The following is a 16,321-nucleotide window of genomic DNA, read 5'->3' on the forward strand; positions in this document are numbered from 1 at the left end:
CCCCCGCCACGAAACCCGACCCCCTCATACGTAACCTGTGATGACTTCCTTCCCCCAACGCGGCCGCCGCGCGGCCACTCGCACCTCCCTGCCCGCGACGTCCCCGCGCCGCGCGCGCACGCTTCCCCGCTTCAGCCCCCGCCACGCCTTCTCGGTGATCGCCATGGCCTTCACCGGCGGCATGATCGTCGCGACGAGCGTGCCCGCGCTCGCGGTGACGGCCACCGACGTCGAGCACCGCGCCTCGGTGTACGCCCCCGTCGAGGACACGGTGACCTTCACCCCGCAGACCGTCGAGGTCGGCAGCGAGGCGGTCGAGTCGACCCTCGCCTCCGAGGCCTACGACGTGCACGAGGCGCCGCCGCCCATCGTCTCGGAGGTCGCCAGCGTCGGCGCCGTCTCGCTCGTCGAGACCGGCGCCATCGTCTGGCCGGTGCAGAGCCCCGACCGGCGCAGCTCGGGCTTCGGTCCGCGCGACGCGCCCTGCGCGGGATGCTCCACCGTCCACGACGGCGTCGACTTCAACCCGGGCGACGGCACCCCGGTGATGTCGATCGCCGACGGCGTCGTCGTGCTCGCGACCGAGAACGGCGGCGGGCTCGGCGTGAACGTCGAGGTCCAGCACAACATCGGCGGCGAGCTCATCACGAGCTCCTACGCGCACATGCAGTACGGTTCGATCGCCGTCTCCGAGGGCCAGCGCGTCACCGCCGGGCAGCAGCTCGGACGCGTCGGCACCACCGGCCAGTCGACCGGCCCGCACCTCCACCTCGAGATGTTCGGCACCGACGGAGTGCGCTTCGACGGCTTCGCCTGGCTCGCGGCGCGGATCCGCTGAGCCTCGGCCCACGCCTCGTCGAGCCCGTCGAGACCCCGAGGGGTCTCGGCGGGCTCGTTCGGTCTCGGGCCTACGCGCCCGTGAAACGCGGCTCGCGCTTCTCGAGGAAGGCCGCCACGCCCTCCCGCATGTCGTCCGTGCGGAACGCGTCGCCGAATCCGGCGATCTCGAGCAGCGTGGCCGTCGCGGTGGGCTGCCCCGTGGCATCCACGAGCACCCGCTTGGCGAGCCCGACCGCGGGCGCGGCGTTCTGCGCGATCAGCTCGAGCGTCTCGCGGGCGCCGGCGAAGAGCGCCTCTCGATCGGCGAAGCGGCGTGCGACGAGTCCGGCCGCGACGGCCTCCTCGATGCCGATGCGCCGCCCGGTGTAGATCAGCTCCTTCGCGAGGGCGAGCCCGACGGCGCGGGGCAGGCGCACCGTGCCGCCGAAGCCGGGGATGAGGCCGAGCTTCACCTCGGGCTGGCCGAAGGACGAGGCGTCCGTCGCGTAGATGAAGTCGCAGGCGAGCGCGAGCTCGAGGCCTCCGCCGAGCGCGAAGCCGTCGACGCAGGCGATCACGGGCGACGGCAGCGACTCGATCATCGCGGCGACGCGATGGCCGGCGTCGGCGGCATCCTCGCCCTCCGCCGGCGTGTGGCCCGCGAGCGCCCGCAGATCGGCGCCCGCGACGAACGCCCGCCCGCCCGCGCCCGTGAGCAGGACGCCCCGCACGGCGCTGCCCTCGTCGGCGAGCCCGGCGAAGGCGTCGGCGAGGGCCTCGAGCACGGCGGGGGAGAGCGCGTTGAGGGCCGCGGGCCGGTCGATGGTGACGATCGCGAACGCGCCGTCGCGCTCGACGCGCACCTCGGGCTGCTCGGCCGTCACGGGGCTCGTGCCATCGGTCATCGTCGTCGATCCTCTCCGTCGGGCGGTGTCGGGCTCCACGCTACGGCACCCGTCCCGCCGGCGGCACGCCCCGGTAGACTCGGAGCCATGTCCAGGAGCCTCGTCACCGCACGCCGGGCCGCCGCGGCCGCCGCGATCGCCGCGCTGTCCGCAGCCCTCTTCACCGGCTGCGCCAACCCGCTCGAAGACCTCGTGAACCAGGGGGTCGAGGGCGCCATCGAAGACGCCACCGGCGGCGAGGTCAGCCTCGACGGCGAGGTGCCGAGCGACTTCCCGGCCGAGATCCCGCTCGTCGAGGGCGAGGTCGCCCTCGGTGCGGGCACGGGCGGTGCCGACGGCTGGATCGTCATGATCACGTCGACCGCCGCCGACCCGATCGCCGACGCGGTCGCGAAGCTCGAGGGCGCCGGCTTCACGAAGAACACCGAGCTCTCGGGCAGCGGTGCCGACGCGCTCGTGTACTCGAACGGCACGTACCTCGTGCTCCTCGCCGCCGACGGCGAGACGGTCTCCTACACCGTCACGACGGCCCCGTGAGCGCGCACGACGCCGAGACGGGCGACTTCTCGCTCGCGAGCCGCATCGGGGGCCTCGTGATCGCCGCCGTGGTCGGCGTCGTCTACGGCGCGGTGGCCACCATCGGGCACCGGCACGTCCTCCGCATCGGCGAGGTCGCGATCCCGTGGGGCCTCGTCGCGGCCCTGGTCGGCGTCGCCGCGCTCCTCCTCGGCATCCGCCTCCTGACGCACGGCCGCGCGATCGCGGCGGCCGCGGCGGCCGGCCTCGTCGTCACCGTCGCCGTCCTCACGCTTCCCGGCCCGGGTGGCTCGGTGCTCGTCGCCGGCGATCTCGCCGGCACCGTCTGGGCGGTCGCCCCGGCGCTCATCGCCGTGCTCGTCGTCGCCTGGCCCCGGCTGCCGTCGCGCTCGCGCACGCGCGCGGGCACCGACGCGCACGCATAGACTGAAGTCCCCGCCTCTCCGAAGGAGCACGAACCACCGTGACCTATGTCATCGCCCTCCCGTGCGTCGATGTGAAGGACCGCGCCTGTATCGACGAGTGCCCGGTCGACTGCATCTACGAGGGCGAGCGCTCGCTGTACATCCACCCCGACGAGTGCGTCGACTGCGGGGCCTGCGAGCCCGTGTGCCCGGTCGAGGCGATCTACTACGAGGACGACCTGCCCGACGAGTGGGCCGACTACTACAAGGCGAACGTCGAGTTCTTCGAGATATCGACGCCCGCGGTCGAGCCCGTCGGCTCGCCCGGCGGCGCGGCCAAGGTCGGGGTCATCGCGATGGACCACCCGATCATCGCCGCCCTCCCGCCGCAGGGCCACTGACCGTGGCGGGGCGCGAGCTGCCCGACTACCCGTGGGACCTCATGGTCCCGTACCGGGAGCGCGCCGCGGCGCACCCCGATGGGGCCGTCGACCTGTCGATCGGCTCGCCCGTCGACGAGACCCCCGCCGTCGTGCGCGAGGCGCTCGCCGCCGCGAGCGACGCCCACGCCTATCCGCAGACGGTGGGAACCGACGAACTGCGCGACGAGATCGTCGCCTGGTTCGCGCGGCGGCGCGGCGTGACCGGGCTCGGCCGCGAGAACGTGCTGCCGACGGTCGGCTCGAAGGAGCTGGTCGCACTGCTCCCGTTCCTGCTGGGGCTCGGCGAGGGCGACGTCGTCGTGCACCCGAAGGCGGCCTACCCGAGCTACGAGATGGGTGCGGTGCTCGCCGGGGCGACCGCGATGGCGAGCGACGATCCCGCCGAGTGGCCCGCGGAGACGAGGCTCGTGTGGCTGAACAGCCCGGGCAACCCCGATGGCCGCGTGCTGTCGATCGACGAGCTGCGGGCTGCGCGCGAGCGCGCCCTCGAGCTCGATGCGGTCATCGTCGGCGACGAGTGCTATGCCGAGCTCGGCTGGAGCGGCGAGTGGGCCGACACCCCGGTGCCGAGCCTGCTCGATCCCAGGGTCGTGGGCGACAGCCGGCGCAACACGCTCGTCGCCTACTCGCTCTCGAAGCAGTCGAACATGGCGGGGTACCGCACCGCGTTCCTCGCCGGCTGCCGCAGCGTGGTCGGCCGGCTCACGAACGTGCGCAAGCACGCCGGGCTCATGCTCGCCCAGCCGCTCCAGCAGGCGATGATCGCCGCCCTGCGCGACGACGCCCACGTCGCCGAGCAGAAGGCGCGCTATCGCGCCCGCCGCGAGCTGCTGCTGCCGGCGCTCGAGGCCGCGGGGTTCCGCATCGACCGCAGCGAGGCGGGCCTCTACCTCTGGGCGAGCGAGGGGCGCGACGCCTGGGAGTCGATCGGCCGCCTGGCCGAGCTCGGCATCATCGGCGGCCCCGGGCACTTCTACGGCGTCCACTACCCCGAGCACGTGCGGCTCTCGCTCACCGCGAGCGACGAGCGGATCGCGGCCGCCGCCGAACGCCTGCGCGCGGCGGCGGGCTCGTAGCATCCGTGCCGTCGCACCCGGGTGGCCGCTGTGGCGACCAGCCAATGCATGCCGGGTTCTCTTGGTGGATGCGACAGTGTGCCCCGAGCACGTCTAGGCTGTAGGTCGGGCCGCAGCCGACCCTACGCCGACGGCCCTGAAAGCAGGTGACCGCGCAAGTGACGATCACAGGAGGCGCCGTGAGCGACGTCGTGAACCCCGCGGCGGGGCAGAACCCCGATACCGCAACCCTCAGCTTCCCCGGCGGGACGGCTGAGTTCCCGGTCCGACGCGCCGTCGAGGGCAATTCCAGCCTCGACCTCTCGACGCTGACCCGGCAGACGGGCCTCACCGGCCTCGACTACGGGTTCGTCAACACCGCATCGACGCGGTCGGCGATCACCTACATCGACGGCGAGCAGGGCATCCTCCGCTACCGCGGCTACCCCATCGAGGAGCTCGCCGAGCACTCGACCTTCCTCGAGGTCGCCTGGCTGCTCATCTACGGCGAACTGCCGAGCGCCGACCAGCTCGCCGAGTTCGACGAGAAGGTGCGCCGCCACACGCTGCTGCACGAAGACCTCAAGCGGTTCTTCTCGGCGCTGCCGCACACGGCGCACCCCATGTCGGTGCTCTCGAGCGCGGTCGCGGCACTGTCGACGTACTACGAGGACTCCTCCGACCCGCACGACCCCGACCACGTCGAGCTGACGACGCTGCGCCTGCTCGCGAAGCTGCCGGTCATCGCCGCGTACGCGCACAAGAAGAGCCTCGGGCAGGCGTTCCTCTACCCCGACAACTCGCTCGACTTCGTGCCGAACTTCCTGCGCCTGAACTTCGGCAACATGGCCGAGCCGTACCACATCGACCCGACGCTGGCGAAGGCGCTCGACCGCCTGCTGATCCTCCACGAGGACCACGAGCAGAACGCGTCGACCTCGACCGTGCGGCTCGTCGGCTCGACCGGCGCCAACCTCTACTCGTCGATCTCCGCCGGTATCCAGGCGCTCTCGGGCCCGCTGCACGGCGGCGCGAACGAGGCCGTGCTGCAGATGCTCGCCCGCATCCAGGAGTCGGGCGAGGGCGTCGGCCGCTTCGTCGAGCGCGTGAAGAACAAGGAGGACGGGGTGAAGCTCATGGGCTTCGGGCACCGCGTCTACAAGAACTACGACCCGCGCGCGAAGATCGTGAAGCAGTCGGCCGATGCGGTGCTCGAGAGCCTCGGGGTCAACGACCCGCTGCTCGACATCGCGAAGGAGCTCGAGCAGTTCGCCCTCCAGGACGACTACTTCAAGGAGCGTCGCCTCTACCCGAACGTCGACTTCTACACCGGCGTCATCTACAAGGCGATGGGCTTCCCGACGCGCATGTTCACCGTGCTCTTCGCGATCGGCCGCCTGCCCGGCTGGATCGCGCACTGGCGCGAGATGAACCTCGACCCGCAGACGAAGATCGGCCGCCCGCAGCAGCTCTACACGGGCGAGCCCGAGCGGCACTACCCCGGCGTCTGAGTTCGACACGAGCCGGGCGAGCAGACGCGGAACGGCCCCGATTCCCACGGAATCGGGGCCGTTCGCGCGTCTGCGGGTCTGCGCGCCGGCCGGTGCGCTAGCCCGCCGGTCGCAGCACGAGCGTGTCGTGCGCCGTCTCAGTGACGGCGTCGAGGGTGAACGGCCACGCTCGGGTCTCACCGCGCTGCCAGAGCGGCGCCTGGTCGTCGTAGTGCGGGTTGAAGGCGTGCCCCGAGGCGCCCGTGAGGTTGATCCAGCGCGACTCGTCGAGGTCGCCGAGGTCGACCACCATCCGCATCGACGGCACCCAGTCGACGCCGTAACCGAGGCGCGCGTCCCAGCCGATCGCGTTGACGATCGCCGAGCCGCCGCCGAGCTCGTACGGCCCGCGGTTGAAGAGCCATTCGACGGGACCGATCCCCGACTCCCCGAAGCTCTGGTTGGTGAGGGTGAGCGTGTGCAGCTCGCCCCACGTCCACGAGGCGGCGTCGCCGCCCATGAGCTCGGATGCCTCGCCCCACGCCGCGTCGAGCGCGCCGGCGATGGCCGCGTCTCGGCCGCCGTCGCCCCACCAGGCGTTCTCGGGCTCGCCGAGGAGCGTGCCGACGACGTTGAACCAGCGGTCACCGCCCTGCGGGAGGCTCTCCTCGGGCAGCCCGCCGAACATGTCGTCGAGCAGCGTGCGCCAGAACACCGCGAAGTAGGCGGCCTCGGCGCTGTCGGCGCCGGCCTTCGCGTCCCAGCCGTCGAGCAGCGCCGCGCCCCGGGCGGCGTCGCCGTCGAGACCGGCCGACAGCTCGGCGATCAGCGGGAGGAACTGCTGCGCGTTCATGTCGCTCGTGTCGAGCTGGATCTCGAGAAGGTCGTCGGCGGTGAGCTTCTCGCCCGCGTCGAGGCGCTCGCGGATCAGCTTGTCGATGCCGGCGGCGCGGTAGCCGTAGTCCCAGTCCTTCGTGAGCAGGGGCCCGTCGGGGCCGGCCGCGGCGTTGTTCGCGGTGACGATGTAGCCCGCCGGCGGGTTGAGCACGCTCGGCAGCTGATCGAAGGGCAGCATGCCCGACCAGCCGTTCGCGCTCGTCCAGCCGGGCATCGGCACGGTGCCGTCGCCCGACTTGCGCACGGGGATCTTGCCGGGCGCCTGGTAGCCGATGGTGCCCGAGTCGTCGGCGTAGACGAGGTTCTGCGACGGCACGTCGAAGAGCGACGCCGCGCGACGGAACCCGTCCCAGTCGCGTGCGCGGTCGAGCGCGAAGATCGCCTGGGCGGTGGTGCCCGGGGTGAGCGCGGTCCACTGCAGGGAGACCTGGTACCCGCCCTCGGGCGCGTCGCCGGACGCCGCGGGGGCGGTCTCGGCGACGGCGGCGAAGTCGGAGCCGATGCCCGTGACGATCGGTCCGCGGCCCGTCGAGCGCACCGTGATCGTGACCGGGTCGCCGCCGGCGACCTGGATCACCTCTTCGCGGATCGTGAGCGGCACCATGGTGCCGTCGAGCTCGTAGGCGTCTCCCTCGACGCGTTCGAGGTAGAGGTCGGCGACGTCGGGGCCGAGATTGGTGAAGCCCCACGCGATGCGATCGTTGTGCCCGATCACGATGCCCGGCAGGCCCGAGAACGAGAAGCCGGCGACGTCGAACGGGCAGGCGTCGTTCACCACGGCGCAGTGCAGGCCCATCTGGGTCCAGATCGAGGGCATCGCGGGGCCGAGGTGCGGGTCGTTCGCGAGGAGCGGCTTGCCGCTCTCGGTGAGGGCGCCCGAGACGACCCACGAGTTCGAGCCGAGGTCGCCGCCCTCGGGGCCGAGGAGCTCGGGGACGCCGTCGATGGTGCGCGCGAGCGAGGACAGGGCCGCGAGGTGCCCGGGCGCCGTGGCATCCGACTCGCCCGTCGGCGTCGCCGAGTCGCCCCCCGCGGTCTCGCTCGCGACGATCGGTCGGCCCGCCTCGTCGAGCGGGGTGACCTGCGACGCGGCGGGGGCGGCGGCGAGCGGTCCGCCGACGATCGTCGGCATCGCGCCCCACGGGAAGTCGGGGTGGAGGAACGCGACCTCCTCGGCCGGCAGCGCCGAGGCGAGCAGCGCCCGGTCGATCTCGTCGCCGAGGTTCGAGCGGAGGTCCCAGGCCATGGCCTTGAGCCACGCGATCGAGTCGACCGGCGTCCACGGCTCGGGGGAGTAGGCGCCGTTCTGGAGGCCGAGGACGGCGTACTCGAGCGAGAGGTCGGCGCCGCTGCGTTCGCCGAGGTAGGCGTTGACGCCGTCGGCGTACGCCTCGTAGTACGCGCGCGACTCGTCGTCGAGCTGGGCGTACTCCTGCTCGGCGATGCCGCGCCAGTCGAGCGTCCTGATGAAGCTGTCGGTGCCGACCTGCGACTCGCCGAACATCTCGGCGAGGCGGCCGGCGGTGACGTGACGGCGGAAGTCCATCTCCCAGAAGCGGTCCTGCGCGTGCACGTAGCCCTGCGCGAAGAAGAGGTCGCCGCTCGTCTCGGCGACGAGCTGGGGGATCCCGGCGTCATCGCGGTAGACCGTGACGCTCGCCGTGAGCCCCGGCACGTCGATGCGGCCGCTCGTCGTCGGGAACGACCGCTGCACCGTCCACCAGCCGAAGCCCGCGCCGGCGACGCCGAGCACCAGCACGGTGATCAGCAGGCCGATGAGAAAGCTCAGGCCGCGGTGGCGGCGGGTCCTCGGGGCGTCGGTACCCACGTCACTCCTTCGTGAGGTGCATGAGAGGCCGCCACTCGGCGGCCTCGGTTGCACCACACTAGCCGAGCACCGGGGCGCCGATCGCGCGATGCCGGCACGAAGTGCCGAGCTGCATCCGAACCGTTACGCGTGCAGCGCCGCGTTGAGCGTCACGCCCTCGCCCGTGCGGCTGAGCGCCTCGACCTGCCCGTTGAGCGAGTTGCGGCGGAACAGCAGGTTCGGCACGCCCGAGAGCTCGACGGCCTTGACCGCGCGCGGTCGCCCGTCGGGCCCGCCGAGCAGCACGACCTTCGTGCCGGCGGTGACGTAGAGGCCGGCCTCGACGACCGAGTCGTCGCCGATCGAGATGCCGATGCCCGAGTTCGCGCCGAGGAGGGCGCGCTCGCCGATCTCGACGCGCTGGGTGCCGCCACCCGAGAGCGTGCCCATGATCGAGGCGCCGCCGCCGATGTCGCTGCCGTCGCCGACGACGACGCCCTGCGAGATGCGGCCCTCGACCATCGAGGCGCCGAGCGTGCCGGCGTTGAAGTTCACGAACCCCTCGTGCATGACCGTCGTGCCGGGGGCGAGGTGCGCGCCGAGGCGCACGCGCGAGGCGTCCGCGATGCGCACCCGGTCGGGCGTCACGTAGTCGAGCAGCCGCGGGAACTTGTCGAGCCCCGTCGCGTGGATGCCGGCGCGCTGGAGGGCCGGACGCAGCCGGTCGAAGTCGGCGGGATGCACCGGGCCGGCGTTCGTCCAGACGACGGCGGGCAGGTGCCCGAAGACGCCGTCGAGGTTCACCGTGTTCGGCGCCGCGAGCAGGTGGGAGAGCACGTGCAGGCGGAGGTAGGCGTCGGCCGTGCCCGCGGGCGCCGCGTCGAGGTCGATCGAGAGCTCGATCTGCTCGACGCGCGCGTTCCGGCGCGAGTCGTCGCCCGCGAGAGCGGCGTGCTCGGGCTCGAGGGGGGATGCCTCGTCGCCGAGCCGGGGCGACGGGAACCAGGCGTCGAGCACCGTGCCGTCGCCGGCGATCGTCGTGAGCCCGGCGGCGGAGGCGATGCGGGCAGGGCGTGAGACGGTGTCGTTCGCGGGCATGGTTCAAGGGTACCGAGGCGGCGACGGCGTGTGACGCGACGCGTCCCTCGTGCCGCCGCGCGACGGGGACGGATCGCCGGTTGGACTCGCGGGGACGAGTCTGCTATTTTCCACCGTATGACAGCGTTGTCCTATGAGGATCCCGCACCGGTGAACACCGGCTCCTCCATCAGCGTCCCCCGTCCACGACTCACCGCCATCCCCGTCGCGCTCGCGCTCGTGGCGTCGGCACTCCTGCCTCTGGCAGGGCCGGCGACCGCCGCGCAGGCCGCGACCGGGGCGACCGACTACGCGAGCCTCGTCAACCCGTTCATCGGCACCGAGGGCGACCACGGCCAGGACGGCCCCGGCGCGTTCGCCCCGTACGGGCTCGCGACGGTCACGCCCACGACGAGCCCCGGCAACCACGTCGGGTACGAGTACACGGCCAACACCCTGCGCGGCTTCACGAACATCGCCCTCGACGGCGTCGGCGGCGGTGGCGGCGCGGGCGACGTGCTCGTCGTGCCCACCTACCAGAGCTATACCTCGCGGCCCTCGACGGGCAGCTACGACAAGGCGATCCGCAAGCACGACGGCGTCAAGGACGAGTCGGCGACGGCCGGCTTCTACGAGGTGGGCCTCGACGAGTCGGGCAAGGCGATCGACGCCCGGGTGACCGCGGCCGTCCGCACGGGCGTCCACGACTACGCCTTCGACACCGCGGGCCACGCCGCGCTCGTGGTCGACCTCAAGCACACCGGCAACGGGCGCAAGGCGACCGACCTCGTGATCGGCACCAGCGAGGACGGCAACACGACGCTGTCCGGGTCGTTCACCGGCTTCTTCTACAACTCCTCGTACAAGCTGTACTACTACGCCGAGACCACCGCTCCGACGACCTCGGTCCAGACATGGGGGAGCGCGGGGCTGAGCTCCACCGCGACCACGCAGGACGGCACCGACATCGGCGCCGTGCTCAACTTCGACGCCGACGCGGGCGAGCACGTGGGCCTCCGCGTCACGCTCTCCCCGGTGAGCGCGAAGCAGGCCGAGCGCGATGCGGCCGTCGAGGTCGGAGGGAAGACGTTCGACGAGGTGCGCGCCGCGACGAAGGACGCGTGGAACGACCGGCTCGGCAAGGTCGAGGTCGACGCCACCGCGGCGAACGACCCGACGGGCGACCTGAAGACCCAGTTCTACACGCACCTCTACCGGCTCGCGAACACCCCGATGAACGCGACCTCGACGGACGGCACCTACCGGGGCGCCGACGGCGTCGTCTACCCGGCCTCGGGCTACACGCACTACGACTCGTGGTCGCTGTGGGACGACTTCCACAAGTACGCGGCCGTGGCCTCGGTCTACCCCGACGTCTACCGCGACGTGGTGCAGTCGCTCGTCGACCTCTACGCGAGCACCGCCACGAGCGGCAAGGGCTCGGTCGGCGGGCTCCTGCAGTCGGTGCCGACGGTGCGCTGGGAGCGCGCGCCGGTCGTCGTGGCCGACGCGATCTCGAAGGGCGTCGAGCTGCAGGGCCTCGAGACGGCCTACCCCGCACTCGTCGCGCAGACCGGAAGCCAGGCGAGCCTGACGAACCTCAACTCCGTCAGCGGCGGCCTCCTCGGCTACTCGTACGACGCCTACGGCCTCTCGGTCATCGCCGACGAGATCGGCGAGACGGCCGACGCCGAGCGCTACCGGGCCGAAGGCGCGCGCTGGGCGAAGGCGTTCGATCCGAACGCGCTGAAGAACGACGCCAACGCGACGGCGGCGACCGGCGTCGCCGAGGGCGTCGACGAGGTCGGCATGCTCATGCCGCGCTCGAGCAACAGCGAGTCGGCCGGCTTCACGTCGAAGGACCCCGAGAGCTGGAGCAGCGGCCTCTACCAGGGCACCTTCTGGCAGTACAACTGGTACGACGCGCAGGACCTCGGCGGCATGGTCGAGCTCATGGGCGGCGAGGAGGACGCGGCGAAGGCCGTGAGCTACTTCTTCGGCGACCAGGCTCCCGACGACTGCCGTCGCAACCTGCATCTCTTCGCCAACGAGATCTCGGTCCACGCGCCCTTCCTCTACAACTTCGTGGGCCAGCCCGCGCGCACCCAGGACTGGACGTACCGGGCGGTCACCGAGCCCGTGTGCGTGCGGTACACCGCCGACGGCAGCGGCACGACGCCGTCGAAGCGCATGGTGTTCCAGAACGATCCCAAGGGCCTGCTGCAGACGATGGACAACGACGCGGGAACCATGTCGGGCTACTTCGTCTCGAGCGCACTCGGGCTCTACCCCGTGATGGCGGGCGGCGACTCGTTCCAGATCACCACCCCGATCTTCGACCGCACCACGATCCACTACCCCGGCGGCAAGGACTTCGCCGTCGAGGCGCCCGGCGTCAGCGCGACGAACCGCTACATCCAGAGCGCGACGCTCAACGGCCGACAGCTCGACCGCACCTGGCTCACCGCCGCCGAGATGAACGCGGGCGGCGTGCTGCACTTCACGATGGGCGCCGACCCGTCCGACTGGGGTGCCGACGGCATCGACGCCGACTCGCTCAACGACCACGTCAGCAGCGCGCTGTACCACCCGGCCGACGACGTCTCCACGACGTCGCGGGTGTTCGAGGAGTCGGCCGCGAACGACGGCTCGGTCGACGACGTGATCTCGGTCCGGGTCGACGGAGCGGAGTTCGCGGGCGAGGTCGGTGCGGACCTGACCGGCGAGATCGAGGCCGCCGGCGTGCCGAAGGGGCTCGACCTCGTCGCGACGAAGTCGGGGGCCGACACGCTCGCCCTGTCGCTCGAGGGTGCCGCGGAGCAGCATCTCGTGGACGACTCGACCGACGACCTCGCCGTGACCATCGCGGCCGCTGCCTTCTCGGGCGACGCGCCGAGCGCCGCCGAACGGAGGCTCGCGCTCAAGGTCCGCTTCGCCGGGCACGTCCTCACGCCGAGTGCGACCTCGATCACCGCCGATGCGAAGGGCGCGGTCAAGGCCACCATCGACCTCACCCTCAGCGGCGGTGCGACGTTCGCCGGCAGGAACCGTCCGGCACTCTCGAAGGGAGCGATCACGTTCCCCGGCCTCGACCCTGGCCTCACGGCCGGCATCGCCCGGATGAGCGACACCACGGCCCAGGTCACGTTGAAGGGCAAGCTCGAGCGGGCGACGCCGACGCACTTCACGGTCGCGCTCACCGACTCGGCGCTCGACGGCGCAACCGCGGCCGAGGTGACGGGCGCGGGCACGACGTCGCTCCTCCCGATCACCGTGTCGCCCTCCTCGAACACGCGGGCGGAGCTGCAGTCGCTGTACGACGACGCGCGCCTCGTGACGGCCGGCAGCTACTCCGCGGCGACCTTCGCGGCGCTCGAGTCCGCGGTCGCGCGGGCGAAGGCGGCGCTCGACGACGACGCCTCGGCGGAGCGCACCCTCTCGACGGCCCTCGCGCTCCTGCGCGTCGCGGCCGACGGCCTCGCGATCGGCGGCGACAGCTACCGCCTGCTGCAGGCCGAGGGCTACGACACCTGGTCGGGCGGATCGCTCAAGACCGAGTCGGGCGGCAGCGGGACGAACGTCGGCGGTGTCTCGCCTGGCGCGTGGCTCGCGTTCCGCGGTCTCGACTTCTCCGAGTCCCCGCTCGGATCGGTCGTGGTGAACTACGCCCACAACCCCGGCTCCGCGTCCGCGAACTCGGCGGTCGAGATCCGCACCGGCTCGGCGACCGGTCCGCTGGTGACCACGATCCCGCTGCCGACCACCAACGGCTGGGCGAACTACACGGTGCGGACGCACACCTTCACCGCCGACGAGATCGCGAAGCTCGCGGGCGTGAACGACGCGTACTTCGTGTTCACCGGCACCCTGGCCTCGGGCCAGAGCTGGGTCGCGAACGTCGACTGGTTCCAGTTCCGCCCCGCGGCCGACGCAGTCGCGACGTCGAAGACGGTGCAGTTCGAATCGATCAGGACGGGCTACGGCCCGCTGAACGCCGCCGGCACCGGCCTCGTCGAGGGCACCGACTTCTCGGGCCCCGACCTGAAGACCGAGGCGGGATCGGTGGGCGGCCAGCTCGCCGGCACGAAGAACGGCGCGTGGATCCGCTACCCCGAGGTCGACCTGGGCGAGCGCAGCGCGACCACGCTCAGCGTGCGCTACGACGCTCCGTCGACCAAGGTCGCCGACGGGCGGCTCGCCGTCTACGTCGACGAGATGTCGGGCGACCCGGTGGTGACCGTCCCGCTCCAGCCCACCGGCTCGAACTGGGGCACCTACGGCACCGCGAAGGTCGCGCTCCCCACGGAGCTCACGGGCAGCCACGCGCTCTACTTCGCCCTCCAGAGCACGCCGACGTCGACGCAGCCGTACGTCGGAAACCTCGACTGGTTCTCGCTCGAGTACGCCGTCGACAAGACGGCGCTGCGCGCCGCCATCGCGAAGCACGCCCCGCTCACCGCGGATGCGGGCCTCTACCTCGCGACGGAGTTCGCGGTGTTCGCAAGGGCGTACGACGCGGCGAAGGCCGTCGACGAGGCCGCCGCCGCGACGACGGGCCAGGTCGCCGAGGCGGTGCGGGTGCTGAACGCGGCCGCGGGCCACCTCCGGTGGAAGGTCGTCGTGGAGCTCGCCGACGTGCGCGGGAAGGCCGAGGCGGTCGACGCCGCCGACGTCACCCCCGTGTCGTATCGCAAGCTCCGGAGCGCGCTCGCCGCGGCGGACGAGCTCGACGCGGCGACGAGCACCCACGACGACTACGTGGCCGCTCTGGCGAGGCTCGTCTGGGCCTACGAGCGGCTCGTGCCCGCGAAGTGACCGTTCGGCGGGCCGGCCGTGCGCCGGCCCGCCGAACCCCGCAGCCCGAACCGGTCGCCCTGCCGACCGGTTCGAGCGTGCTGAGACCCAGGAGCCCGTCGAACCGCCGGCGGGCCCAGACCGAAGGAGCAACGTGACCGGCAACCGGGTAGCGACCATCGAACTCGGCGGGACCCACGTCGCCGTCGCCGTCATCGACACCGCCGCGCGCGCGATCGTCGAGGGCACCTATCTGACCCGGCCGCTGAACTCCGGCGGCACGGCCGACGACATCGTCGAGGCCATCGCCGCGGCGGCCCGCACCCTCGGGTCCGAGCACGGGGGGCGATGGGCGGTCGCCGTCCCCGGCCCGTTCGACTTCGCCACCGGCATCGCGCGCTACACCGGCGTCGGCAAGTTCGACGCGCTCTACGGCGTCGACCTGCGCGCCCGGCTGGCCGGCGCCCTCGACGCCGACGCGGGCTCGTTCACGTTCGTCAACGACGCGGACGCCTTCGCGCTCGGGGAGTACGCGGCCGGCGCGGCGCGCGGTCTGGAGCGGTTCTGCTGCGTCACGCTCGGCACCGGCGTCGGCTCGGGCTGGGTCGTCGGGGGCGAGCGGACCGACGGCGCCGCACCCGACGGCGAGGTGCACCTGCTCGAGTTCGAGGGCGGGCGCATCGAGGCGCGGATGTCCCGCCGCGCGATCCGCGCCGCCTACGCGCAGCGGACCGGCCATGCGGAGGACGTGCCCGACGTGAAGGAGATCGCGGACCTGGCCCGCGGCGGCGACCCGATCGCGAGCGAGGTGCTCGTCGACGCGTTCTCGTACCTCGGCCGGGCCCTCGCCGGCCCGCTCGACCGCTTCGGCGCCGACGCGCTCGTCGTCGGGGGCACGATCGCCCGCTCCTGGGACCTCCTCGAGCCGGCGCTCTCCGAGGGACTCGGCCGTCCGGGGTTCCCGGTCCTCAGGGCGGAGCTGTCGCACGAGGCGCCGATGATCGGCGCCGCCCACGCCGCCTACGCCGCCGACGCGGCGCTACTCGGCGCTCGGGGCCGCTGAACCCGAATCGCCTCGCGCCGTCGACCGGCGCGGGGTGAGGCGCATCGGGAGCACGACGTGCTCGACGGGCCGGGTGCGATCGGCGAGCCGGGCGAGCGCCAGGCGGGCGGCATGGTGACCGACCGCCTCGACGTCGCCCGCGACGGTGGTGACGCCCATCACGCGCGCCCACTCGGGTTCGTCGATGCCGATGACGGCGGGGGCGTCGTCCGCACCATGCTCGGACAGCTCCTCGAGCACGCCGAGGAGGATCCGGTTGTTGCCGGCGACGATCGCCGTCGGCGGCTCCTCGAGCGCCAGCAGCTCGCGGGTCAGCGCACGGGAGGACGCGACGTCGTGCGCATCGTCGCGGAGGAGGCTGCGCCACGAGGGCGACGCGCCGTCGAGCACGGCCGCCATGCCCTCGAGCCGCTCGCGATACGTCGGAAGCCAGGCGTAGTCGCCGACGAAGGCGATGCGCGTGTGGCCGGTGTCGAGGAGGTGCTGGGCGGCGAGTCGACCGCCCATCCGGTTGTCGAACACGACCGAGTCGGCCTCGAGCCCCACCGCGGGTCGGTCCACGAAGACGACCGGCACGCCGCGGGCCTGGACACGCGCGTACTCGGCGTGGTCCGCCATGGCCGAGACGACGACGAGCGCCTTGGCCTGGCGGCTCGCCAGGTCGTCGACGATCCGCCGCTCCCGCTCCGCGGACTCCCATGACGTCGCGACGGACAGGTGCATCCCCTCGCTGCGGATGTCGTCCTCCACCGACTGCGCCAGCGCGGAGTAGAAGGGGTTCGTGAAGTCGCCGCCGATGAGCCCGATCGACTCGGCGAGATGCCCGCTCGCCAGAAGGCTCGCCGCCGCGTTGCGACGATAGCCGAGCGCGGTGGCCGCGGCGAGGACCTTCGCGAGGGTCTCCTCGCTCACGTACTGCTCGCCGCCGAGCGCGCGGGACGCGGTCTTCAGGCTCACCCCGGCGCGGTCGGCGACCTGGGCGAGCGTCACCCTCGGTGCGAGCTCGTGTGCGTCCTGCATGATCCTCCTC

General features: G+C 72.5%; 12 protein-coding genes. 8 read left to right on the forward strand and 4 right to left on the reverse strand.

The window, feature by feature from the left end; genetic code table 11:
- Nucleotides 1-40: 40 nt before the first annotated feature.
- The gene (locus ACFVSL_RS09035; protein WP_386940336.1) at nucleotides 41-838 is read left to right on the forward strand and encodes a M23 family metallopeptidase; all 798 of its coding nucleotides are present in this window, start codon (nucleotides 41-43) and stop codon (nucleotides 836-838) included.
- A 70-nt stretch (nucleotides 839-908) separates the two neighbouring features.
- Here the strand turns inward: ACFVSL_RS09035 and ACFVSL_RS09040 are convergent, their stop codons facing one another.
- Complete coding sequence (locus tag ACFVSL_RS09040) at nucleotides 909-1,724, reverse strand: enoyl-CoA hydratase/isomerase family protein (RefSeq protein ID WP_386940338.1); 816 nt, start codon at nucleotides 1,722-1,724, stop codon at nucleotides 909-911.
- A gap of 87 nt (nucleotides 1,725-1,811) precedes the next feature.
- Here ACFVSL_RS09040 and ACFVSL_RS09045 point away from each other — a divergent pair, with 87 nt between their 5' ends.
- The 5 genes from ACFVSL_RS09045 to ACFVSL_RS09065 all read left to right on the forward strand — a co-directional run bounded on the left by ACFVSL_RS09045 (nucleotide 1,812) and on the right by ACFVSL_RS09065 (nucleotide 5,674).
- Complete coding sequence (locus tag ACFVSL_RS09045; protein ID WP_386940340.1) at nucleotides 1,812-2,261, forward strand: hypothetical protein; 450 nt, start codon at nucleotides 1,812-1,814, stop codon at nucleotides 2,259-2,261.
- Nucleotides 2,258-2,686: a hypothetical protein gene (locus ACFVSL_RS09050; protein ID WP_386940342.1), complete on the forward strand. Its 429-nt coding sequence runs from the start codon at nucleotides 2,258-2,260 to the stop codon at nucleotides 2,684-2,686. Before ACFVSL_RS09045 ends, ACFVSL_RS09050 begins: the two co-directional genes overlap by 4 nt.
- Before the next feature lie 38 nt (nucleotides 2,687-2,724).
- Nucleotides 2,725-3,066 (forward strand): ferredoxin, encoded by a 342-nt coding sequence (gene fdxA, locus ACFVSL_RS09055; protein WP_386940344.1) that lies wholly within the window; start codon nucleotides 2,725-2,727, stop codon nucleotides 3,064-3,066.
- Between the two features lie 2 nt (nucleotides 3,067-3,068).
- Complete coding sequence (dapC, locus tag ACFVSL_RS09060; protein WP_386940345.1) at nucleotides 3,069-4,184, forward strand: succinyldiaminopimelate transaminase; 1,116 nt, start codon at nucleotides 3,069-3,071, stop codon at nucleotides 4,182-4,184.
- Nucleotides 4,185-4,375: 191 nt separating this feature from the next.
- Nucleotides 4,376-5,674: a citrate synthase gene (locus ACFVSL_RS09065; protein ID WP_386941130.1), complete on the forward strand. Its 1,299-nt coding sequence runs from the start codon at nucleotides 4,376-4,378 to the stop codon at nucleotides 5,672-5,674.
- A gap of 97 nt (nucleotides 5,675-5,771) precedes the next feature.
- Here the strand turns inward: ACFVSL_RS09065 and ACFVSL_RS09070 are convergent, their stop codons facing one another.
- Both ACFVSL_RS09070 and dapD read right to left on the reverse strand, forming a co-directional pair.
- Nucleotides 5,772-8,378, reverse strand: coding sequence for a penicillin acylase family protein (locus ACFVSL_RS09070; protein ID WP_386940347.1), 2,607 nt, complete (start codon nucleotides 8,376-8,378; stop codon nucleotides 5,772-5,774).
- Nucleotides 8,379-8,501: 123 nt separating this feature from the next.
- The gene (gene dapD, locus ACFVSL_RS09075; RefSeq protein WP_386940348.1) at nucleotides 8,502-9,455 is read right to left on the reverse strand and encodes a 2,3,4,5-tetrahydropyridine-2,6-dicarboxylate N-succinyltransferase; all 954 of its coding nucleotides are present in this window, start codon (nucleotides 9,453-9,455) and stop codon (nucleotides 8,502-8,504) included.
- A 150-nt stretch (nucleotides 9,456-9,605) separates the two neighbouring features.
- Here dapD and ACFVSL_RS09080 point away from each other — a divergent pair, with 150 nt between their 5' ends.
- On the forward strand, nucleotides 9,606-14,249 hold the full coding sequence (locus ACFVSL_RS09080) for a GH92 family glycosyl hydrolase (protein ID WP_386940351.1): 4,644 nt from the start codon (nucleotides 9,606-9,608) through the stop codon (nucleotides 14,247-14,249).
- Nucleotides 14,250-14,382: 133 nt separating this feature from the next.
- Nucleotides 14,383-15,291 carry an ROK family protein gene (locus ACFVSL_RS09085; protein ID WP_386940353.1) on the forward strand — a complete coding sequence of 303 codons (909 nt, stop codon included), beginning with the start codon at nucleotides 14,383-14,385 and terminating at the stop codon, nucleotides 15,289-15,291.
- Here the strand turns inward: ACFVSL_RS09085 and ACFVSL_RS09090 are convergent.
- Nucleotides 15,268-16,311: a LacI family DNA-binding transcriptional regulator gene (locus tag ACFVSL_RS09090; protein WP_386940354.1), complete on the reverse strand. Its 1,044-nt coding sequence runs from the start codon at nucleotides 16,309-16,311 to the stop codon at nucleotides 15,268-15,270. The genes ACFVSL_RS09085 and ACFVSL_RS09090 overlap by 24 nt on opposite strands.
- Between the last annotated feature and the right edge of the window lie 10 nt (nucleotides 16,312-16,321).

The organism is Agromyces sp. NPDC058064 (genome assembly GCF_042885275.1).
In the GTDB taxonomy this organism is placed as follows: Bacteria; Actinomycetota; Actinomycetes; order Actinomycetales; family Microbacteriaceae; genus Agromyces.